The organism is Variovorax paradoxus (assembly GCF_024734665.1).
Classification (GTDB): Bacteria; Pseudomonadota; Gammaproteobacteria; order Burkholderiales; family Burkholderiaceae_C; genus Variovorax.
Map to the genome: position 1 here is coordinate 6,188,644 of NZ_CP102931.1, position 21,057 is coordinate 6,209,700.

A 21,057-nucleotide genomic window follows, 5' to 3' on the forward strand; every position below is an offset into this window, starting at 1 on the left:
TCGTTCCATGGCTGCCGCATCGCGCGACTTGCAGGGGCTGCTTGCCGGCCTCGACCCGACAGCCGACGTGGCACAGCGCCACATCTGGCTCATCAATATCTTCGACTGGCTGCGCGGCGACCGCGCCTCGCCCCAGGCGGCGATCGGCCGCGTGCAGTTGCTGCTCGACGCCATCGAGGCGCGGCCCGAATTGCGAGAGCGGCTGCGCGCCTGGTGGCGCGTGTTCACGCAGGCGGTCGACCTGACCACGCTGCTGGCCGACTACGGCTTCGCCCCGCGCACCGCCTTCGCCAGCGAGCTGGGCGAGCGGCTGCGCCGCAAGATCCTGCCCGGCACGCCCGAGACCACCGACGCGTCAGACCTGTTCCGCATGGTGCTGCCCGGCGTGTTCGACGCGGGCTGGATCGCTCTGCTCGACGAGACGCAGCTGGCTCGCATCGGCGCGCTGCTGGCCGACGCGGCGCTGGACGACGACGGCGCGCCGCGCTGGCGCCACACGGTAATGGACGCCGTCACCTACTGCAGCAGCCAGGTGGTGGCGGCCGGGTTCTCGCCGGAGCTGCGCCTGCGCATGAGCACCGAGGTGCTGGGCCAGGGGCGCCCTTTTCATTCGCTGATGGCCGATCTCGACGAACTGCGCGAGCAGATGTTCGACCGGCCCGGCGAGCCCCGCGACGAGGAGGCGCTGCAGGCGGCCTTCTTGGCCTTCCGCGACCGGCTCGACGCCTGCCGGGCCGGTGCCGCCTCGGTCTACACGCACCTGGAAGACAACGGCATCTCGGTCGGGCTGGTGTTCCGGCTGCGCCAGTTGCGCGAGCGGGTGCTGCGCATCCGCGAACTGCTCGACTGCCTGATGGCGCCCAACCCCGCGCCCAGCGTGGCTCGGCTGGTCGGGCGGCTGGTGCTGGCGGGCGGCGAACGCAACAGCATCCGCGCGCTGATCGCCTCCAACTCGTCGATGCTGGCGGCCAAGGTGACCGAGCGCAGCGCCGAGACCGGCGAGCACTACATCACCCGCGACCGCGCCAGCTACCTGCAGATGGTGAAGAAGGCCGCGGGCGGCGGCGCGCTCACGGCCATCACGGTGCTGCTGAAGTTCGGCATCTACGCGCTGGGCTTGTCGGCCTTCTGGAGCGGGCTGGGCGCGGGGCTGATGTATGCGGCCAGCTTCGTCGCAATCCAGCTGCTGCACCTGACGCTGGCCACCAAGCAGCCCGCGATGACGGCGCCGGCCATGGCGGCGCGGCTGCGCGACATCGATTCGGACGGCGCGGTGAGCGATTTCGTCGATGAGGTCGCGAACCTCGTGCGCTCGCAGGTGGCGGCGGTGCTGGGCAATGTGCTGGTGGTGGTGCCGGCGGTGGTGGGCATCGCCCTGCTGGCCCAGCTGGCGCTGGAGCGGCCCCTGCTCGACGCCGCGCATGCCGCGGCCACGCTGAAATCACTCTCGCTGGCCGGGCCGACCGCGCTTTATGCGGCAATCACCGGCATCCTGCTGTTTTCGGCCAGCATCGTCGCCGGATGGACAGAAAACGCCTTTGTCCTGCATCGCATGGACTCCGCCATGCGTTACAACCCCCGCATCGGCGCTTTTCTCGGCGCCGCACGGGCCCGCCGCTGGGCCGATTTCATGCGCACACACATCTCAGGCTTCGCCTCCAACATCTCGCTGGGACTCATGCTCGGGCTGCTGCCCGCGTTCGCGGGTTTCTTCGGGCTTGGCCTTGATGTACGGCACGTGACACTCTCGGCCGGACAGATCGCCGCAGCCGCGGCATCCACCGGCCTCGGGGTGCTGCAGCAGCCCGCGCTGTGGTGGGCGGTAGCGGCGATCCCGGTCATTGGCGCGCTCAATGTGAGCGTGAGTTTCTACTTCGCTTTCCGCCTGGCGCTGCGCGCGCACAGCGTGAGCCTCGGTGACCGCGCCCGCATCCGCAGCGCGATCTGGGCCCGCTGGCGCAGCCGGCCGGTGAGCTTTTTCCTGCCTGGATGAATTTGACGAGCTTCCTCAACGATCTGCTGGGCTTCTGGTCCGAATGGGTGCGCCCCTCGGCGGGCCTGCCCACCGTGCTGTGGTCGCTGCTGCTGGCGGCGGCGGCGGCTTCCGGCCACCTGGTGCAACGCTATCTCGGGTTTCCCAAGGTCATCGGCTATTCGCTGGTGGGCGCTGTGGTGGGCTTTGCCGGCTTCGAAGGCGCGATCTGGCCGCTACGGGGCATCAGCCTCTTTCTGCTCGAACTCGGCGTGGCCGTGGTGCTGTTCGAGGCCGGTGGGCGGCTGCCGCTGCGCTGGTTCCGCCACAACCCGATGGTGCTGGTGCAGAGCCTGCTCGAAGCCACGCTGACCTACTTCGGCGTGTACTGGGTGCTCACGCTGCTGGGCCTGCCCGAGCCGGTGGCCAACCCGATCGCGCTGATGGCCATCGTCGCCTCGCCGGCGGTGCTGAGCCGCGTGATCATCGACACCCGCGCCGCCGGCCCCGTGACCGAACGCGCGATGACGCTGGCCACGCTCAACACCTTCTACGCGCTGGCACTGGGCTACGCGCAGGCCGGGCTGATCGAGCGCGCGCCGCAGACGATGCTGCAGAAGCTGTATCCGGTGGCGGTAGTGCTGGGCCTTTCGTTCGTGGTCGGCGGGATCATGGCGCTGGCGCTGCGCTCGGCCCTGCGGGTGATGAGCCCGTCGAGCGAGAACACGTCGATCCTGCTGCTGGCGATCATCGCGGCGGGCGCCGCGCTCACCGCGCACATCGGCGGCTCGGCGCCGCTGGCCGCGCTGATCGGCGGCGTGCTGCTGAAGACGCTCAACCCCAAGCCCTGGGCCTGGCAGCGGCAGCTGGGCACAGCGGCTTCGCTGCTGACCATGCTGATGTTCGTGCTGGTATCGATCGTTGCGGCGCAGGCCGACTGGACATTACCGGTGGCCAGCGTGGTGCTGGCCGTGATCGGCGTGCGCCTGCTGGCCAAGATCGCCGGCGTGGCCATCGCCAACCCGGGCAGCGGCGCAAGCTGGAAGCAGGCCTTCTGGGTCGGCTGCGCGATGTCGCCGCTGTCGTCGATTGCGCTGCTCATTGCCTCCAATTTCGCCACAGCATCGCCGCTGCTGGGCACGATGATCACGCAGGTGGCCCTGCCCTCGATTCTGTTGATGGAGGTGGTGGGCGCGATGCTCGCCACGGTGGCCATCCATGCGGTGGGCGAGAGTTCGGTGCCCTGGATGCCCCAGGCCTTCAGCATCACGGAGGACACGCAGCGATGAGCACCGCAGTCAACAACAACAGCCCCGTCGACCCGGACAGCGACGACGTGCGCTCGGCACCGCTGCCTTCAGACCCGGAGAGCCGCGCGGTCAAGCTCGAACCCTTCAACAAGTCGGAGGCGCTGTCGCTCGGCGTGGAGCTGGAGCTGCAGCTCGTGAACACGCACGACTACGACCTGGCCCCCTACGCCGAGGACATGCTGCGCCTGATGGCGCAGACCCCGCTGCCCGGCAGCGTGGTGCCCGAGATGACGTCGAGCATGATCGAGATCTCGACCGACATCTGCCACTCGGCGCAGGACGTGATCACGCAGCTGTCGCCCATTCGCGAAGCGCTGATCCGCAATGCCGACAAGCTCAACATCGCGGTGGTGGGCGGCGGCACGCACGCGTTCCAGCAGTGGCACGAGCGGCGCATCTATGACAAACCGCGCTTTCGCGAACTGTCGGAGCTGTACGGCTACCTGAGCAAGCAGTTCACCATCTTCGGCCAGCACGTGCACATCGGCTGCCCCGACGCCGATGCTGCGCTGCTGATGCTGCACCGCATGTCGCGCTACATCCCGCACTTCATTGCGCTGTCGGCGTCTTCGCCCTTCGTGCAGGGGCAGGACACGCAGTTCGACTCGGCGCGGCTGAACTCGGTGTTCGCGTTTCCGCTGTCGGGCCGCGCGCCCTTCACGCTGAGCTGGAAGGAATTCGAGGCGTATTTCGAGCGCATGACCCGCACCGGCGTCGTGCGCAGCATGAAAGACTTCTACTGGGACATCCGCCCCAAGCCCGAGTTCGGCACCATCGAGATCCGCGTGTTCGACACGCCGCTCACCGTCGAGCGCGCCGCCGCGCTCGCGGGCTACGTGCAGTCGCTGGCAGCGTGGTTCCTGCAGGAGCAGCCCTTCGAGCCGACGGAAGACGACTACCTCGTCTACACCTACAACCGCTTCCAGGCCTGCCGCTTCGGGCTCGACGCGGTGTACGTCGACCCGGCCACCGGCCAGCACATGCCGCTGCGCGACCACATCCTGATGACGATGACCCAGCTCGAATGGCACAGCGAGGCGCTCAACGCCACGCAGGCCCTGGGCGAGCTGCGCACCAGCGTGGAAGCCAACCGCAACGACGCGCGCTGGCTGCGCGAGAAGCAGGGCAAGGAGCGGCTGCTGGCGGAGGTGGTCCGGCAGGCGTCGCTGCGCTTTCGCGGGCAGGCTTGAGCCGCGACCGGTCGACACACGATCGGGCTTTTCCTTCGCGCCCGAATCAGGCCTCGTCGTCGAGAAATGGCGCGGCAACGGCTGCGCATCGCGGCAACAGTGCCGGGAGTTCACTGCGCACGAATGCAAGCGCGGCCTCTTCATCCTCGCAATCGATGAGCAGATGATCGACCCGGTAGCCGAAGGCCACGGCGGGCTCGGACAGCTCTTCGCCCATGCAGCCTCGCGAGGCCCAGCTTGCGAATGCCAGCGTCGACACCGTCGAGTCGAGCTGGGTTTCGATCGCGCGAACGCAGAACTGCTGGAGGTAGCTCATCGACGCCGGGCGCGGAGGAAAATCGTGCTGGGCCCGCTTCAGGCATTGCTCGGGCCCATAGGTCACGAGCTCGAAAAGCTCTTGCCGTGACTCGCCTGGCCTGGCAACAGCGGCGCTGGCCCAGTCGACAATGGCTTGCGAAGATCGAAGGCCTGAAGCCCAGAGGCCGAGCATGTTCTCGATCGATCGCATCAAGGAAGTCCTGTTACGGGCATGGCGCATTTGAGCATTGCACGCCACCTGCCCGGCCTCACCCCTTATGCTCGCTGCCCATGGGTGAATTCGACCTGATCACGCGCTACTTCAAGCGCCCCGCCACACGCTCCCCGCTGGGCGTGGGCGACGACTGCGCACTGCTTGCGCCCGCTGCGGGCATGCAGCTCGCCGTGTCTTCCGACATGCTGGTCGAGGGCCGGCACTTTCTTTCCACCGTCGATCCGGCGCGGCTGGGCCACAAGGCGCTGGCGGTGAACCTCAGCGACCTGGCGGCCTGCGGTGCGAAGCCACTGGCCTTCACGCTCGCGCTGGCGCTGCCGGGCGTCGACGAGCCCTGGCTCGAAGGCTTCTCGCGCGGCCTGTTCGCGCTGGCCGATGCGCATGGCTGCGAGCTGGTGGGCGGCGACACCACGCGCGGCCCTCTCAACATCTGCATCACGGTGTTCGGCGAAGTGCCGGCCGGCGCTGCGCTGCTGCGTTCGGGCGCGCGCGCGGGCGACGACATCTGGGTGAGCGGCACGCTGGGCGATGCGCGGCTGGCGCTGGAGGTGTTCCGCGGCACGGTCGCGCTGTCGGCCGAAGCTTTCGAATCGGCGCGCATGCGCATGGAGCAGCCCACGCCGCGCGTGGCGCTGGGGCAGGCCTTGCGCGGCATCGCCTCTTCGGCGGTGGATGTGAGCGATGGGTTGATCGGCGACCTGGGCCACATCCTCGGTTCTAGCGGCGTGGGCGCCACGCTCGATGCCGATGCGACCACGGCCCTGATCGCTACCGAAGCGCCCGGCCTGCGCACCGAGATCTTGCGCACCTGCGCGCTCTCGGGCGGCGACGACTACGAGCTGGTCTTCACCGCGCCCACTTCAGCGCGCGAAGCGGTCACGCAAGCCGGCTTGAACAGCGCCACGCGCATCACGCGCATTGGCCGCATCGAGGCCGATGCCGGCCTGCGCATCGTCGATGCAACCGGCGCGCCGGTGTCACAGCGCTTCGGATCGTTCGACCACTTCGTCTGAGCTTTGTCTGAAGGCTTGTTGCGCCGCTCCGGTCAGGAGCCGCGCACCATGGCCTGCATCTTCTGCTGCGCCGCGTTGATGGCGGCCGACTGGCCGTTCAGCTGCTGCAGCATCTTGCCGAGTTCGGCCTGCACAGCAGGGTCGGTCACGGTGACCGAGGCGCCTGCGACCTGGATCTTCGACTTGTTCTTCTCCATGAAGTCGCCGATGGCCAGCGCGCTGTTGAACACCGTGTCGAGCGCGGGGAACACTTCCTTGAAGGTGGTGGACGGCGCGGTCACGGTCTTGTCGAAGGCCTTGTCGTAGACCTGCTTCAGGTCGTCAGGCTGTTTGAGTTGCGCATGCGCGGCATCGGCCTTGGCGGTCTGTTGGTCGAGCGCGGTGCGCAGGGCGGTCAGGCCGTCCTTCGCGGCCTTGAGGTCGTCGCGGCGCGCCGGCAGGTCGGCAATGGAACGCAGCGCGCCTTTGGCCATGATCTGCGTCATGGGCTGGCTCACCGACTTGTTCATGCCTTCGTTGAAATCGGTGATCACGGCGTAGTGCTTCGCGTAGTCGCCGAACGAGGTTTTCTCTTCCTCGTTAGGCACCGGCACGCGCAGGCCGGGCTTGTCGAGCACGCGGGTCTGCAGGAAGGTGGTGAAGGCCTTGCGCTGCTCGGCTTCCTTGTTGCCGCAGGCCACCAGCGCGAAGCTGAAGGCCACCAGGAGCGACAGGGCCCCGAGACGTTGAATGAAAGTTCTCATGGGGACTGGCCCTCCCGTGTGTTGTGGATCGAAAAATTATAGGGAGCGCTTCAGGGCCTCTATGAAGGCGCGCGCCGCGGCCGAGAGCGAGTGGCCGCGCTTGGTGACGATCGAGATGTCGCGCGCCACGCGCGGCGAACTCAGTATCTTGATGACGAGCGAGGGATTGGCCTCCGCGCGCGCGAAGGCCGAGGGCATGATCGACGCGCCCATGCCGGCGGCCGTCATCCAGATGGCGGTGGAGAGGAACGAAACCTCGTTCACCACATCAAGCGCCACGCCCGCATCGGCCGCAGTGCCATCGATGAGCGGGCGCACGCCGTAGCCCGGGCGCACGGTGATGACGGGATGGCGCGCCAGGTCGGTCCAGCGCACCACCCGCGCCTTGGCCAGCGGGTGGTCTTCGCGGCACACCAGCGCGAGGTGGTCGCGCATGAGCCGCTGCACCTCGACCTCGGCGCCTGGCCGCTCGGGCGTGCCGATGCCGAAATCGACATGTTCGCCGAGGATGCGCGAGATGAACTGATCGGGCGCGCAGTCGTTCACCAGCACGCGCACGCCGGGGTGCTGCTCGTTGAACGCGCGCATGGCATCAGGCAGAAGCAAGGCCGAGAGCGTGGGCGTGATGGCCAGCGTGACACGGCCACGCTCGAGCGTGGCCAGTTCGCGGAAGTCGGCCGAGAGCGAATCGACGTCGCGCAGGATGCGCTCGACCGTGACCATCATCTGCTCGGCCGCCGCCGTGGCCTTGAGCGAGCGCGTGGTGCGGTCGAACAGGCGCGTGTCCAGTCCGTCCTCGAGCTGGCGGATCAGCATGCTCACCGCAGACTGGGTAACGAACAGCCGCTGAGCCGCCGCGCTGAGCTTTTTCAGCTGGTAGACCGCGAGGAATGCACGCAGCTGGCGGATCGTAGGACTGAAGTTCGTATTCATCAGCAAAGATGATATTTCATTAGAAATTTCTTGATTTACGAATGAATGCTGTCATCGTTCAATCATTGAAAAGACAGATCACATTCAAGGAGCCTCGATGGCAGTACCTCTTGCCGACGGGAAGAGCGCGCTTCGCAGGCAGCTCATGCTGGGCGCGGTTGGCGCGGCATTGACCGGCGGCTCGGCTTTCGCGCAGGCCCCTGCGCCCACGCCATCTCCGGCCGGCGGCGACTTCCCGAACAGGCCCATCCGCATGGTCGTGACCTTTCCGCCGGGCGGCAGCGCCGATGCGGTGGTGCGACTGATGGTGCCCCGGCTCAACGAGAAGCTGGGCCAGCCCTTGGTGGTCGACAACCGACCCGGCGCCGGCGGCAACGTGGGGCTCGCGCTGGTGGCCAAGACGCTGGCCGACGGCTACACGTTGGGGCTGGGCGCGGCCGGCGCGCTGACCGCCAACGCCAGCCTGTACGCGCAGATGCCCTTCGACCCGGTGAAGGACTTCAAGCCCGTGGGCATGGTCGCGGCCACGCCCTTCGTGATCGTGGGACACCCTTCCCTGCCTGCGCGCACGCAGCGCGAGCTGATCGCGCTGGCGAAGGCAAAGCCGGGCACGCTGTCGATCGGCCATGGCGGCAACGGCACGGCCATGCACCTGTCGGCGGCGCTGTTCGCGCAGATGGCCGACGTGAAGCTGGTGGAAGTGCCTTATCGCGGCTCGGGCCCCGCGGCGCTCGACACCATGGCGGGGCAGATCCAGCTCGCGCTGGTCGACCTGCAGGCTTCGCTGCAGCAGATCCGCGCGGGCAAGCTGATCGCCTTCGCGGTGACCAGCGCACAGCGCGTGCCGATGCTGCCCGAGGTGCCCACGGTGTCCGAGGCCGGCCTGCCCGGCTACGACTCCACGGGCTGGTTCGGCGTGGTGGCGCCTGCGGGCACGCCCGCGCCCATCGTCGCGCGGCTCAACGCCGAGATCAACGCCGCGCTCGCCGACGAGCAGATCAAGGCCGCGATGCGCAACCTCGGCGCGGAACCTGCGCCGAGCTCGACCGAGGCCTTCGAGGCCTACATCCAATCCGAGACGAAGAAGTGGGCGAAGGTGATCCAGACCGCCCACATCCGGCTCGACTGACGGCACGCTCCCTTTCGCCCTCTTCCGAACATGACCGACCACCACACAGCAGCACTGCAAGCGGACGTGATGATCGTCGGCGCCGGCCCCGTGGGCCTCACGCTGGCGATGGACCTCGCCTCGCGCGGCGTCTCGGTCGTCATCTGCGAGACGCGCCGTTTCGCGGAGCCGCCGAACGTGAAGTGCAACCACGTGGCCTCACGCACCATGGAGCAGTTCCGCCGCCTGGGCGTGGCGCAGAAGCTGCGCGATGCGGGGCTGCCGGCCGACTACCCCAACGACGTGGTGTTCCGCACCAGCGTGACGGGCACCGAGCTCACGCGCATTCCGATTCCGTGCCGGCGCGATCGCTACACCGAGACCGAGGGCCCCGACGCGTGGTGGCCCACGCCGGAGCCGCCGCACCGCATCAACCAGATCTACCTGGAGCCCATCCTGCTGAAGCACACGGCCGCGCTGCCGGGCGTGACGCTACTGAACCGCACGCAGTTCGCGGGCTTCACGCAAGACGATGAAGGCGTGACGGCGATTGCCACCGACATGGACAGCGGCGTGACGCGCAGCATCCGATGCCGCTACATGGCGGGCTGCGATGGCGGCGCCTCCATCGTGCGCAAGCAGATCGGCGCAAGGCTCGAAGGCACGGCAGTGATCCAGCGCGTGCAGTCGACCTTCATCCGCGCGCCGCAACTGCGCGCGCTGATTCCGGGCAAGCCGGCGTGGTCGTACTACGCGATGAACCCGCGCCGCTGCGGCACCATGTTCGCCATCGACGGGCACGACACCTGGCTGGTGCATAACCACCTGAATGCCGAGGAGCCGGAGTTCGATTCGGTCGACCGCGACAAGTCGCTGCGCGAAATCCTCGGCGTGGGCCCCGATTTCACGTACGAGATCATCAGCAAGGAAGACTGGATCGGCCGCCGCCTCGTAGCCAACCGCTTCCGCGAGGGCCGCGTGTTCCTCGCGGGCGACGCGGCGCACCTGTGGGTGCCCTATGCGGGCTACGGCATGAATGCGGGCATTGCCGACGCGCTCAACCTCTCGTGGCTGCTGGGTGCTGTTGTGCAGGGCTGGGGCGACGAGGCCATCCTCGACGCCTACGAGGCCGAGCGCCAGCCGATCACCGAGCAGGTGTCGAACTTCGCGATGGACCATGCGCAGAAGATGATCCGCGCGCGCCGCGCCGTGCCGCCGAACATCGAGGAACCCGGCCCTGCCGGCGATGCGCTGCGTGCCGACATCGGACGCGAGGCCTACGAGCTGAACGTGCAGCAGTTCTGCTGCGGCGGCCTGAACTTCGGCTATTTCTACAGCGGCTCGCCGATCATCATTGCGGACGGCGAACACATGGCGCCGCCCTACTCGATGGGCGAGTTCACGCCGTCCACCGTGCCGGGCTGCCGCGCGCCGCACTTCTGGCTTTCGGACGGCCGTTCGGTCTACGACGCCTTCGGCCCGGGCTACACGATGCTGCGCTTTGACCGCAGCGTGGACGTGCGGCCGCTCGAACGCGCCGCGGCCGCCTACAGCATGCCGCTCACGGTGCTGGACATCGAGACCGAGGACGTGCCCAAGGCCTACACGCACCGCCTCGTGCTGTGCCGCCCCGATCAGCACGTGGCCTGGCGCGGCGCGCACCTGCCGGCCGAGGTCTACGACCTGGTGGGCCTGCTGCGCGGCGAAGGCCTGCGGGTGCGGGCGCGCCGGCGGGCGCTCGCGTGGGAAGGCGTGGTGGCCTGAGCCTTCTCTTCTTCCAGGGCTGCCCTGCTCACCAGCCGCGCCGTGCGACAGCTCGGTACGCGAGCCACACCGCCAAAGCCGGCGCGAGCGCGAAGCTCGCGAACAGCCACACGGCCGCCGACCGCGCGCCTTCGACGCCGCCCGGCACGGTGAGCCCCGCCGCATTCGCCACCAGCCCCGCCACCGCCGCGCCTACGGCCATGCCGTAGAGCTGCACGGTGGTGATCGAGGCCGAGGCCAGGCCTTCCTCACCCTTGGGCGCCAGCGACATCACGCGCGTGATCAGGTGCGGCCAGCCGATGCCCACGCCAAGCCCCACGGCCGCCAGCGCAATGGCTATCAGCAAGGTCTCGAAACCGTCACCGAAGAACCCCGGCGACGGCAGCAGCCACGCCAGCGCCACAAGCCCCAGCGTGCAGATCACCGGGCCGGCGCGCAGCATGCGGTCGGCCCCCGTGCCGCTGCGGCCCGAGGACAGCAGCGAGCCCGCGCTCCAGCCACCCGCCATCGCAGCCGTGAGGTAGCCCGCCGCCAGCGGCGAATGGCCGTGCAGCAGCTGCAGGAAGTACGGCACGAAGATCTCTGTGGTGCTGCCGATGAGCAGCAGCGCCACGCTCGCGTAGATGGCGCCCAGCGGCGCGCTCATCGAATAGGCGCCGCTCGGCAGCACGCGCACGGCGGCGCGGCTGTCGATGCGCGTGGCCGCGAAGCCGATGGCCAGGCCCAATGCGACGCCGACGGCCTGCCAGAGCAGTTCGGGCCACAAGCCGCTGGCCGCAATCACCAGTACCGACAGCGCGAGCAGGCCGATCTGCATGCCCGGCACGCGCGGTGGAACGTCGGGCCGCGCGTGCTTCACGCCCATCGAGGGCCGCAATTGCACGAGCACCAGCAGCGCCTGTGCCGCCGCCACCGGCAGCAGGAACCAGAAGGCCCAGCGCCAGTGCCCGGCCTGCGCGAACAGCCCGCCCACGGCCGGCCCGCACAGCGTGGCGACGCCCCACATGCCGGACACCAGCGCCACTGCGCGCGGCCACAGCCGCTGCTCGAACACCAGCTGGATCAGCCCGTAGCTCAGCGCCGCGAGCAGCCCGCCGCCCAGCCCCTGCACCGTGCGGCCCGCGAGCATCCACGGCATGGCCGGCGCGAGCGCGCAGCCGATCGAGCCGGCGCTGAACACCGCCAGCGCCGCCAGGCACGCGCCGCGCGGGCCGAGCACGGCGAGCAGCCGCACCGACAGCGTGGCGCCGAGGATCGAGCCGACCACGAAGAGCGTGGTGCTCCAGGCGTACCAATCGAGCCCGCCGATTTCGCGCACCACCGACGGCAGCACGGTGGTCACGATGTGCACGTTGACGGCATGCAGCGCGACGCCGCCCGTCAGGGCCAGCGCGCGCCAGCCGTTGCGGCCGCTGAACAATTCGCTCCAGGCGGCGGTGGCAGGTGGAGGACGCAGGGCGGCGGAAGAGGAAGACATGGCGCGGAGACGAAGCTTGGAAAGGAGTCCGGATGGTAGGCGGCCTGCGTTAATTAAACAAGTTATCTCTTTGATAAATAAAACTGTGCCGAACCGTGCCGGCGCAGATGCGCGACACTTCTGCCCCGATGCAAGCCGCTTCTTCCTCTCCTTCTTCCTTGTCCACAACGACCACCGGCGCCATGCCCCAACCCCCGATGCGCCGCGCCACGCTGCGCTTTCTGCTGTCGCACCCCGCGCACTTCATCGCGCTGGGCTTTGGCTCGGGCCTGTCGCCCTTCGCGCCCGGCACCGTGGGCACGCTGTGGGCCTGGGTGGCTTTCGCGGTGATGCAGCTTTGGTTCACGCCCGCCACCATCGGCTGGATCATCGCGGCCTCGCTGCCCATCGGCTGGTGGGCCTGCACCGTGGCCGCGCGCAACATGAACGTGGCCGACCCCGGCGCCGTGGTGTGGGACGAGGTGGTCGCCTTCTGGATCGTGCTGTGGCTGGTAACGCCGGCCGGCCTCTTCGCGCAGGCCGTCGCCTTTGCGCTGTTCCGTTATTTCGATGCCGCCAAGCCCGGCCCGGTGGCCTGGGCCGACGCGCTGTTCAAGCAGCGCGATGCGGTGCAGGTGCGCTGGTGGCGCGCGGGCTTCGGCATCATCCTCGACGACCTGGTGGCGGCGTTCTGCACGCTGCTGGTCATTGCACTCTGGCGCGCATGGTGAACCCGATGGACTCTTCCTCTATAACGGCGCTCGCGGACCAGGACACGCCCGAACTGGTCGTGGCCCTGGCCGGCCTGCTGCAGAAAAAAGGCTGGATGCTGGCCACTGCCGAAAGCTGCACGGGCGGCCTGATCGGCGCGGCCTGCACCGAGCTGGCGGGGTCGAGCGCGTGGTTCGAGCGCGGCTTCATCACGTACTCCAACGAAGCCAAGACCGAGCTGCTGGGCGTGGACGCAACGGTGATCGCGGCGAACGGCGCGGTCAGCGAGCCGGTGGCGCGCGCCATGGCCACGGGCGCGATTGCGCATTCGCAGCCGTCGCGCGTGGCGCTGGCCGTAACCGGCGTGGCGGGTCCGACCGGCGGCACGCCCGACAAGCCGGTGGGCACGGTGTGGTTCGGCTGGTCGGTCGACGGCGACGTGCGCACCGAGCGCCGCCGCTTCGACGGCGACCGCGCCACGGTGCGCGCGGCCACGGTGCATCACGCGCTGAAGACGCTGGTCGAGCTGCTCTCGCACTGAGCGGCTGGCCCCGCCGCGCCTTCAGGCCGTCATGAAATCGCCGATTGGCCTGCGCGGCGCCGCGGGCACCGGCGCCATCGGGTAGCCGAGGCGGCACATCATCTGCACCGTCGGGCCGTGCCTGTCGCCCGGCCGCGCGGTGCCCAGCAACAGGTCGTGCGCGACCGCACGGCACGGCGCCATCTCCGCGAACTCTTCGAGCGGCTGGCTCATCGGGTGCATGCCCAGGCCCAGGTCGGTGGCGCGCAGTTGCTGGCGCACGTGGGCGCGGCCCGCCGCGATCTGCTCGGTGCGGCTGTTGCCGCGCGTGCTGAGCCAGACGAAGCCCATCGCGGTTTGGGCCTGGTCCTCGAACATCTGCAGGGTCTGGCGGAATGAAGGGCTGTCTTCGGGCGCGGGCGTGCTGCGGCTGAACTGCCCCAGCGCAACGGCGATGCGCAGCGCCGGATCGTTGACCGAGAAGCCGTCGCGGTGTTCGAGGATCTCCTGCGGGCCGATGCGCAGCAGCTGCAGGTTTTCCATGGCGGTGCCGGGCGTGGCGAGCTCCACGCGCGCAGCCGCCGCGCAGAGCCTGCGCAAGGGCAGCACGCGCACCATCTCGACCGTGCCGGCCGAACTCACCATGCCGCCCGCCGGTACCACCGATGTGAGGCCCTGCAATATGTCGGCCGACACTGGCCGCGTGAGGTCGAAGCGCTGCTTGGGCGTGCGCCGCCGCAGCACCTGCGCGAACAGCGGATCGGGCACGCCGCCGTCCGCCAGCCGCAGCCGCGCCACCGGAATGTGCGGCCAGTGCCGCGGCTCGCCGATCAGCTCGCCCTGCGGCCACAGCTGCACGCTGGCCTGCACGCCCTGCTGCGCGAGCGCCATCACCAGCAACTCGATGAAGGCGCCGTGGCCGATGACGACCTGCCGGCCGAAAGGATCGGACTCGGGCTGCACGCGCTCGCGGTCGCAATAGACCACGATGGCATCGGGCTCGCGCAGGTCGACCAGCCAGGGCTGGCAGTTGTACGCGGTGGGGGCGGTGACGGCATAGGCGACGGCGCGCTTGCGCACGTCGGGCTCGTTGCCGGGGCCGTTCCATATCTCCAGCGCGGCCGCCGGCATGTCGGAGTTCAGCCACCAGGCTGCCAACGCGGCCGCACCCGCCGCTACGACAACGCCGCCTCCCAGCAGCCGGACAAAGTTTCTTCGCTCATCCATTGGGCGAATTATCGAAAGCGCGCCCGCAGTTCACAATGCATCAAGCTTCCATAACTGCTATTCAAAACTGAATACCCGATGAAACCCGACAAGGAACTGGGCTTCGACTGGCGGCTGGTGCGCGCGTTTCTGGCCGCGCTCGACCATGGCAGCCTGCTGGGAGCGGCGCGCGCCGTGGGCGCGAGCCAGCCGACGCTGGGCCGCCACATCGCCGAGCTCGAAGCGCAACTGGGCGTGGTGCTGTTCGAGCGCACCGGCCGGGGCCTGCGGCCGACCGAAATGGCCACGCGGCTCGCGCAGGCCGCGCGCAGCATGGAAAGCGGCGCGCTCGCGCTGTCGCGCAGCGTGTCGGGCGCCAACACCGCGCTGGCCGGCACGGTGCGCATCTCGGCGAGCCAGGCCACGGCGCGGCACCTGTTGCCGGCGCTGCTGGCCCAGATGCGGCGCGAGCTGCCCGAGATACAGGTCGAGCTGGTGGCAACCAACGAGGTCAGCAACCTGCTGCGCCGCGAGGCCGATATCGCACTGCGCATGAGCCCGCCCGAGACCGGCTCGGTGATCGCCCGGCGCGTGGGCCGGTTCGCGCTCGGCACCTTCGCCCAGCGCGACTACCTGCGCCGCCGCGGCACGCCGCGCCAGATCACCGACCTGCTCAGGCACGACCTGCTCGGCTACGACCGCGACGACAGCATCCTGCGCAGCTCCGCCCAGCTCGGCGCGCCCCTGAAGCGCGAAGATTTCTGCTTTCGCACCGACGACGTCAGCGTGTACTGGGAGGCGCTGCGCCAGGGCATGGGCATCGGCTTCGTGAGCGAGTCATTGGCCCACACCGACGGCGAAGTGGTGCGCGTGCTGCCTTCGATCAAGCTGCCGGTGCTGCCCGTGTGGCTGGCGGTGCACCGCGAGGTGCGCACCGACCGGCGCATCCGCTCGGTCTATGATTTCCTCGCCCGCACCATTCCCCAGGTGCTGTGACTCCCCGCCATTCATACCAAGAGGCCTCATGACCGCAGCCACCAATGCCCAGACCATCGAGCGTTTCTACAGCGCGTTCGCCAAGCTCGACGCCGCCACCATGGAGGCCTGCTACGCGAGCGACGCGGTGTTCGACGACGAGGCCTTTTCGCTGCGCGGGCGGCGCGAAGTGGGCGGCATGTGGCGCATGCTGGCAGGCGGCACCCGGGCCAAGGGCGCCGACGTGTGGCGCCTGACCTGGCGCGACGTGAAGGCCGACGACAACACCGGCAGCGCCCACTGGGACGCGCACTACCGCTTCAGCGCCACCGGCCGCCTCGTCGACAACAGCATCGACGCGCGCTTCACCTTCACGCCCGAGGGGCTGATCGCGACGCACCGCGACAGCTTCCCGTTCTGGACCTGGTCGCGCCAGGCGCTCGGCACGCCGGGCCTGCTGCTCGGCTGGACGCCCATCCTGCGCAACAAAGTGCGCGCCACCGCCGCAGCCAACCTCGCCACTTTTCTTGCACGCCAGCCATGAGCAACAACACCGCCCTCACCTTTTCCAACAACGAAGCCCAGCACCGCTACGAGGCCACGCTGGATGCCAAGCTCGCGGCCTATGCCGAGTACAACCTGCTGACCGACGCGATCATGTTCACGCACACCGAGGTGCTGCCGGAGCACGAGGGCAAGGGCGTGGGCTCGGGCATCGCGAGGCACGTGCTCGACGAGGCGCGCGCCAAGGGGCTGCATGTGATTCCGGTGTGCCAGTTCATCGCGGGCTACATCCGCAAGCATCGCGAGTACGCAGACCTGGTGCGGCCGGACATCCAGCGCGCCTTCAAGATCTGACGGAATCGGCCTTCGGCGCGGGCAGCCACGCGAAGGCCGCGATGCCCAGCACCAGCAGCACGGCAATGGTGGCCAGCACGGCCTTCAGCGGATCGCCGCCATGCGCCGACGCCACCGAGGCGGCCACGCCCGTGCCCCACTGCATGAGCGCCACGCCGAGGAACATCGCCATCGTGAACACAGCCATCGCGCGGCCGGTGAGCGTGGCCGGGTAGGCGCCGCGCACGTCGGCGTACTGCCAGACGATGAAGCCCGAGAGCACGCCGATCAGCACCATGCCGGCGATGTCGAGCCAGGCCGAGTGCAGCACCGCGATGAGCGCGAAGAGCCCCGCATAGCCGAGCGCGCAGATCACGATCCAGCGGCGCCGCCCGGCGCCGTCGCGGTCGAGCCGGCCGAAGAGCGGCGCGCCGAACAGCGAGATCACCGACACCGCCAGCGCGACGTTGCCGCTCTGCACCAGCGAGTAGCCGTGGCGCTCCATCATCAGCGGGCCGAGCCACAGGCCGCGCAGCGAGATGAAGGCGGCGTAGGTGACTGCCCCCAACACCATGATGCCCAGCGTGTGCGGCATGGCGAACAGCGCACCGAACTGGCGGATCGCCTCGGGGATCGACTCCTTGACCTGCGGCACGGCCGAAGCGGGCTCGTGCACCCAGTACCAGATCGCGAGCCACGCCAGCGCGGCCGCCACGGCCAGCACCAGGAAGCCCGCGCGCCATGAATGGGCCTGCACCAGCCACGCCAGCGGTGTGCCGGTCGCCAGCATGCCGAGGCCGCCAACGGCCAGCACCATGCCCGACACGGTTGCGAAGCGCGCCGCAGGAAAGTGCCGCGCGATGAACACCGTGCACACCAGGAAGGCCGGCGCGCAGCCCACGCCGATCAGTGCCTGTCCTGCCACCAGCACGAGGTAGCTGGACGACACCGCCGACAGCAGCGCGCCCGCGATGGCAACGGGAAAGGCCACCAGCACCGTGCGGCGCACGCCGTGCAGGTCGATGCCGATGCCCATGAACAGCTGCATGGCACCGAACGCAAAGTGAAAGGCCCCCGAGAAAATCCCGAGGGCCTGAGCGGAGAGATGAAAGTCGGCCTGCAGCGGACTCGCCATGATGGCGCCGACCGTGCGGAAGGCCTGGCTCAGCGCGACCCCGGCGCACAGCGCCAGGACCATCACCCAGGCCGCGCGCGGCGTCAGGGGTGCGTTGTCAGAGCCAATGCCGGTGCTAGGTGGCACCGTGGCACTTCTTGTATTTTTTTCCGCTACCGCAGGGGCACGGGTCGTTGCGGCCGGGCTCGGCCTGCTTGCGGATGGTTTCGGCCTTCGGGCCCAGGCTCTTCCAGAGCTGGCGCAGGTCGTACACGGCCCAGATGGCGGCACCGAAGTCGTCCAGCCGCTGCTGGCTCACGCTGGGTGGGGCGTCGTCGCTGTACATCGACAGCGTGGGCTTGGCGTTGTCGTCCTCGGTGAGGGCGACGATGTTGTCGAGCGCGTCGTCGAGCATTCGCGCAGCATCTTTGTCGCGCGGCGTGGCCCAGTCTTCGGGCCAGTTCTCGACCGCGTACATGAAGCCCAGCGCCCAGACCTGCGCGAAGGAGGGAATCGCTTCGCCGGCCACTTCGGCACGTTCTTCCTCAGGCAGCGAGGCGATGGCGCCGCGGGTGTCGAGCACCTCGGGCTGCCAGCTGCGTTCGTCGTCGAGGGTTTCGACGGGGGCGTCGAGGCCTTCCTCGATCTCGACCCAGCGGCGCTTCCAGTTCCAGACGAACTCCATGTGCTGCGCGGACGAGAAGCTGTCGCCCAGCAGCACGGGCCAGTATTCGGACGGCATGATGGGCCGGCGGGTGCAGATCAGCGCGGCCATGAAGCCTTCGCAGAACTCCCACTGGGGGATTTCCTCGTCGTGCTCGCGCATGGCGTCGAGCGCCTGGTCGAGTGCGTCGAAATCGTCGGGGCCGAGGGGGGACTGGGCTGCGGAGGTGGCCTCTGGGGGCGAAATGGGGTCGGGAATGGTCGTCATGGCAAGTTCGGGGCAGCCCTCTATGATGCAGCAGGCTCCGGTCGAGACTATTTCTATGCCCACGATTATTCCGTTTCCGACGCGCTATAGCGCCTTCGCCCTGTGCGTGGTCGGTCTGGTGGCCTGCCTCGCCTTCGTTCTGGTGTCGCCGCACCTGTGGCTGGCCTGGGTCGGCGTGGCAGTCTTTGCGGTACTTACAGGTACCGGCGTGCACGACCTGCGGCAGGCCCGCCACGCCATCCTGCGCAACTACCCGGTCATCGGGCATCTGCGCTTTCTGCTGGAGTTCATCCGGCCAGAAATGCGGCAGTACTTCATCGAGAGCGACTCCGAAGCCGCGCCCTTCTCGCGCGCCCAGCGCTCGCTGGTGTACCAGCGCGCCAAGGGCGACCCCGACAACCGGCCCTTCGGCACGCAGCTGAACGTGACCATCGCGGGCTACGAGTGGATCAACCACTCGATGCAGCCGACGAAGCTGGAGAACCACGATTTCCGCATCGTGATCGGCGGCACGCCGCAGCCGGTGGGCGCCAACCCGGCGCAGGTCTGCACGCAGCCCTACAGCGCCAGCGTGTTCAACATCTCGGCCATGAGCTTCGGCGCACTGTCGGCCAACGCCATCCTCGCGCTCAACAAGGGCGCGAAGATGGGCGGCTTTGCGCACGACACCGGCGAGGGCTCGATCTCGCAGCACCACCGCGTGCACGGCGGCGACCTGATCTGGGAGATTGGCTCGGGCTACTTCGGCTGCCGCAACGACGACGGCACTTTCAACGAAGAGCGCTTCACCGCCAACGCGCGCGACCCGCAGGTCAAGATGATCGAGATCAAGCTGAGCCAGGGCGCCAAGCCCGGGCACGGCGGCGTGCTGCCGGCGCCCAAGGTCACGCCCGAGATCGCGGCGGCGCGCGGCGTGCCGGTGGGCGTGGACTGCATCTCGCCCTCTTCGCACAGCGCGTTCTCCACGCCAACCGAGATGATGCATTTCGTCGCGAGGCTGCGCGAGCTGTCGGGCGGCAAGCCGACCGGCTTCAAGTTCTGCCTGGGCCATCCGTGGGAATGGTTCGGCATCGTCAAGGCGATGCAGGCCACCGGCATCACGCCCGACTTCATCGTGGTCGACGGCGCCGAGGGCGGCACCGGCGCGGCGCCGGTCGAGTTCAGCGACCACGTGGGCGCGCCGCTGCAGGAAGGCCTGCTGCTGGTGCACAACACGCTGGTGGGCGTGAACCTGCGCCACCGCATCAAGATCGGCTGCGCCGCCAAGGTGATCACCGCCTTCGACGTGGCCCGCATGATGGCGCTGGGCGCCGACTGGTGCAACGCCGCGCGCGGCTTCATGATGGCGCTGGGCTGCATCCAGGCGCAGAGCTGCCACACCGGCCATTGCCCCACGGGCGTGACCACGCAGGACCCGCTGCGCCAGCAGGCGCTGGTGGTGCCCACCAAGGCCGACCGCGTGCGCAACTTCCACCGCAGCACGCTGCATGCGCTGCAAGAGCTGGTGCAGGCCGCCGGGCTCGACCACCCGCAGCAGATCACCGCGCACCACATCGTGCGCCGCATTTCCGACACCGAGGTGCGCCTGTTGAGCAACCTGGTGATGCAGGTGCAGCCGGGCGCCCTGCTCGGCCCGCTCGACGAGCAGCACAATGTTTTCCGTACCTACTGGCCGCTGGCCAGTGCTGAGAGTTTTCAGCCCGTGACACAGGGCCCGCAAGGGCTGGTGGCGGGCTTTGCATTGGCCGCATGAACCCATTGAGACGAGGCGCCAACGCGCGCCTGCAAACGCGCAAGGGCGCAGCTTCGGCGCCCGCGCCCCTCGACGCGCTTTCCCCGAATCCGCCGGCGCCCAGCGACTACGCGGAATTCCTGCGCACCACCCTGCCGCAGCAGCAGAAGAACGTGGCCAGCCACCGCTTCGGCAGCGAGCGCGTGTGGCTCAAGAAGGCCGGCCCCCGGCATGGCAAGTGGGGCTACCGCGTGATGGCGGCAGTCGCGCGCATGGCGCGGCTGGACATCATCAAGCCAGTGCCCAACCCGGGCGGCGAAGCGGCCATCGCGACCGAAGCGCGTCGGCTGAAACAGCTCGCCGCCGCCGGCCTGCGCGTGCCGGTGGTGCTGGCGCAGCAGGCCGATGGCCTGCTGATATCAGACCTGGGCGAAAGCGGCCGTGCAACGGTCGTGCTACAGGAGCGGATCGACCAAGCCGCCGCCGCAGGCCCCGCCGCGCTGCTCGCCGTGTGGCGCGAGGGCCTTGTCGCCATCGCCGCCGTGCACGTGCGAGGCCAGCACCTGAGCCAGGCCTTCGACCGCAACCTCGTGCAGTGCCCCGACGGCGTGATCGGCTACATCGATTTCGAGGACGACCCGGCCGAAGTCATGACGCTGGCGGAATGCCAGGCGCGTGACTGGCTGAGCTACCTGCATTCGACGGCCATGATGCTGGAAGCCGCGGCGCCGCAGGCTGCAGGGCAGCACTGGCACGCGGCACTGGCCGGCGTGAACGAAGAGGTCCGCGAGCGCATCGCGAACGCGGCGCGGCGCATGAAATGGGCGCAGAAGCTGCCGGCTAGTCGGCGGTGGGGGCGGGATACGCAGCGGGTGCGGGCTGTGGCGCGGCTGCTGGGGCGGTGGTATTTGGCGCCTCCGACGAGTTGAACGGCGAGCGCGACCCGACCATGTACGCTTGGCCCAAGTCACCATCGTTCTTTGCAAAGTTGAGTTCATACCAATGGCTCA

20 protein-coding genes are annotated in these 21,057 nt (G+C 68.9%); 13 read left to right on the forward strand and 7 right to left on the reverse strand.

Annotation, left to right across the window (positions count from 1 at the left end):
- The first annotated feature begins 7 nt into the window (after nucleotides 1-7).
- The 3 genes from NWF24_RS28995 to NWF24_RS29005 are packed head-to-tail and all read left to right on the forward strand — an operon-like array spanning nucleotide 8 to nucleotide 4,472.
- Nucleotides 8-1,993, forward strand: a complete 1,986-nt coding sequence (locus NWF24_RS28995; protein WP_258351539.1) for a site-specific recombinase — start codon at nucleotides 8-10, stop codon at nucleotides 1,991-1,993.
- Entirely contained in the window at nucleotides 1,990-3,261 is a 1,272-nt protein-coding gene (locus NWF24_RS29000; protein WP_258351540.1) for a cation:proton antiporter, read from the forward strand. Before NWF24_RS28995 ends, NWF24_RS29000 begins: the two co-directional genes overlap by 4 nt.
- Nucleotides 3,258-4,472, forward strand: a complete 1,215-nt coding sequence (locus tag NWF24_RS29005) for a YbdK family carboxylate-amine ligase (protein WP_258351541.1) — start codon at nucleotides 3,258-3,260, stop codon at nucleotides 4,470-4,472. The genes NWF24_RS29000 and NWF24_RS29005 overlap by 4 nt, the downstream gene beginning before the upstream one ends.
- Before the next feature lie 46 nt (nucleotides 4,473-4,518).
- Here NWF24_RS29005 and NWF24_RS29010 read toward each other — a convergent pair whose 3' ends face one another.
- A complete protein-coding gene (locus NWF24_RS29010) occupies nucleotides 4,519-4,962 on the reverse strand; it encodes a hypothetical protein (RefSeq protein ID WP_258351542.1) in 444 nt (147 codons plus the stop codon).
- 98 nt (nucleotides 4,963-5,060) lie between these two features.
- Between NWF24_RS29010 and thiL the strand changes: the two genes are divergently transcribed.
- Nucleotides 5,061-6,017: a thiamine-phosphate kinase gene (gene thiL / locus NWF24_RS29015; protein WP_258351543.1), complete on the forward strand. Its 957-nt coding sequence runs from the start codon at nucleotides 5,061-5,063 to the stop codon at nucleotides 6,015-6,017.
- A gap of 32 nt (nucleotides 6,018-6,049) precedes the next feature.
- Here thiL and NWF24_RS29020 read toward each other — a convergent pair whose 3' ends face one another.
- Both NWF24_RS29020 and NWF24_RS29025 read right to left on the reverse strand, forming a co-directional pair.
- On the reverse strand, nucleotides 6,050-6,760 hold the full coding sequence (locus tag NWF24_RS29020; protein ID WP_258351544.1) for a DUF3053 domain-containing protein: 711 nt from the start codon (nucleotides 6,758-6,760) through the stop codon (nucleotides 6,050-6,052).
- Nucleotides 6,761-6,796: 36 nt separating this feature from the next.
- Nucleotides 6,797-7,693 (reverse strand): LysR family transcriptional regulator, encoded by an 897-nt coding sequence (locus NWF24_RS29025; RefSeq protein WP_258351545.1) that lies wholly within the window; start codon nucleotides 7,691-7,693, stop codon nucleotides 6,797-6,799.
- A 97-nt stretch (nucleotides 7,694-7,790) separates the two neighbouring features.
- Here NWF24_RS29025 and NWF24_RS29030 point away from each other — a divergent pair, with 97 nt between their 5' ends.
- On the forward strand, nucleotides 7,791-8,822 hold the full coding sequence (locus NWF24_RS29030; protein WP_258351546.1) for a Bug family tripartite tricarboxylate transporter substrate binding protein: 1,032 nt from the start codon (nucleotides 7,791-7,793) through the stop codon (nucleotides 8,820-8,822).
- 30 nt (nucleotides 8,823-8,852) lie between these two features.
- Entirely contained in the window at nucleotides 8,853-10,565 is a 1,713-nt protein-coding gene (locus tag NWF24_RS29035) for an FAD-dependent oxidoreductase (protein ID WP_258351547.1), read from the forward strand.
- Nucleotides 10,566-10,593: 28 nt separating this feature from the next.
- Here the strand turns inward: NWF24_RS29035 and NWF24_RS29040 are convergent, their stop codons facing one another.
- Nucleotides 10,594-12,042, reverse strand: coding sequence for an MFS transporter (locus NWF24_RS29040; RefSeq protein WP_258351548.1), 1,449 nt, complete (start codon nucleotides 12,040-12,042; stop codon nucleotides 10,594-10,596).
- Between the two features lie 182 nt (nucleotides 12,043-12,224).
- Here NWF24_RS29040 and NWF24_RS29045 point away from each other — a divergent pair, with 182 nt between their 5' ends.
- Both NWF24_RS29045 and NWF24_RS29050 read left to right on the forward strand, forming a co-directional pair.
- Complete coding sequence (locus NWF24_RS29045) at nucleotides 12,225-12,752, forward strand: phosphatidylglycerophosphatase A family protein (RefSeq protein WP_258351549.1); 528 nt, start codon at nucleotides 12,225-12,227, stop codon at nucleotides 12,750-12,752.
- Nucleotides 12,746-13,273: a CinA family protein gene (locus NWF24_RS29050; protein WP_375338425.1), complete on the forward strand. Its 528-nt coding sequence runs from the start codon at nucleotides 12,746-12,748 to the stop codon at nucleotides 13,271-13,273. Before NWF24_RS29045 ends, NWF24_RS29050 begins: the two co-directional genes overlap by 7 nt.
- 21 nt (nucleotides 13,274-13,294) lie before the next feature.
- Here NWF24_RS29050 and NWF24_RS29055 read toward each other — a convergent pair whose 3' ends face one another.
- Nucleotides 13,295-14,479 carry an Acg family FMN-binding oxidoreductase gene (locus NWF24_RS29055; protein ID WP_258351551.1) on the reverse strand — a complete coding sequence of 395 codons (1,185 nt, stop codon included), beginning with the start codon at nucleotides 14,477-14,479 and terminating at the stop codon, nucleotides 13,295-13,297.
- A gap of 78 nt (nucleotides 14,480-14,557) precedes the next feature.
- On the opposite strand from NWF24_RS29055, the gene NWF24_RS29060 reads away from it, so the two are divergent.
- The 3 genes from NWF24_RS29060 to NWF24_RS29070 are packed head-to-tail and all read left to right on the forward strand — an operon-like array spanning nucleotide 14,558 to nucleotide 16,291.
- Nucleotides 14,558-15,454 (forward strand): LysR family transcriptional regulator, encoded by an 897-nt coding sequence (locus tag NWF24_RS29060; RefSeq protein ID WP_258351552.1) that lies wholly within the window; start codon nucleotides 14,558-14,560, stop codon nucleotides 15,452-15,454.
- A gap of 28 nt (nucleotides 15,455-15,482) precedes the next feature.
- Complete coding sequence (locus NWF24_RS29065) at nucleotides 15,483-15,977, forward strand: nuclear transport factor 2 family protein (RefSeq protein ID WP_258351553.1); 495 nt, start codon at nucleotides 15,483-15,485, stop codon at nucleotides 15,975-15,977.
- Nucleotides 15,974-16,291, forward strand: coding sequence for a GNAT family N-acetyltransferase (locus tag NWF24_RS29070; RefSeq protein WP_093054135.1), 318 nt, complete (start codon nucleotides 15,974-15,976; stop codon nucleotides 16,289-16,291). The genes NWF24_RS29065 and NWF24_RS29070 overlap by 4 nt, the downstream gene beginning before the upstream one ends.
- Here NWF24_RS29070 and NWF24_RS29075 read toward each other — a convergent pair.
- Complete coding sequence (locus NWF24_RS29075; protein WP_258355376.1) at nucleotides 16,281-17,468, reverse strand: MFS transporter; 1,188 nt, start codon at nucleotides 17,466-17,468, stop codon at nucleotides 16,281-16,283. The genes NWF24_RS29070 and NWF24_RS29075 overlap by 11 nt on opposite strands.
- A gap of 52 nt (nucleotides 17,469-17,520) precedes the next feature.
- On the reverse strand, nucleotides 17,521-18,315 hold the full coding sequence (locus NWF24_RS29080) for a UPF0149 family protein (RefSeq protein WP_258351554.1): 795 nt from the start codon (nucleotides 18,313-18,315) through the stop codon (nucleotides 17,521-17,523).
- Nucleotides 18,316-18,370: 55 nt separating this feature from the next.
- Here NWF24_RS29080 and NWF24_RS29085 point away from each other — a divergent pair, with 55 nt between their 5' ends.
- Together NWF24_RS29085 and NWF24_RS29090 are read left to right on the forward strand one after the other, a co-directional pair.
- Nucleotides 18,371-20,068 (forward strand): FMN-binding glutamate synthase family protein, encoded by a 1,698-nt coding sequence (locus NWF24_RS29085; RefSeq protein ID WP_258351555.1) that lies wholly within the window; start codon nucleotides 18,371-18,373, stop codon nucleotides 20,066-20,068.
- Complete coding sequence (locus tag NWF24_RS29090; RefSeq protein WP_258351556.1) at nucleotides 20,065-20,976, forward strand: hypothetical protein; 912 nt, start codon at nucleotides 20,065-20,067, stop codon at nucleotides 20,974-20,976. The genes NWF24_RS29085 and NWF24_RS29090 overlap by 4 nt, the downstream gene beginning before the upstream one ends.
- Nucleotides 20,977-21,057 lie beyond the last annotated feature (81 nt).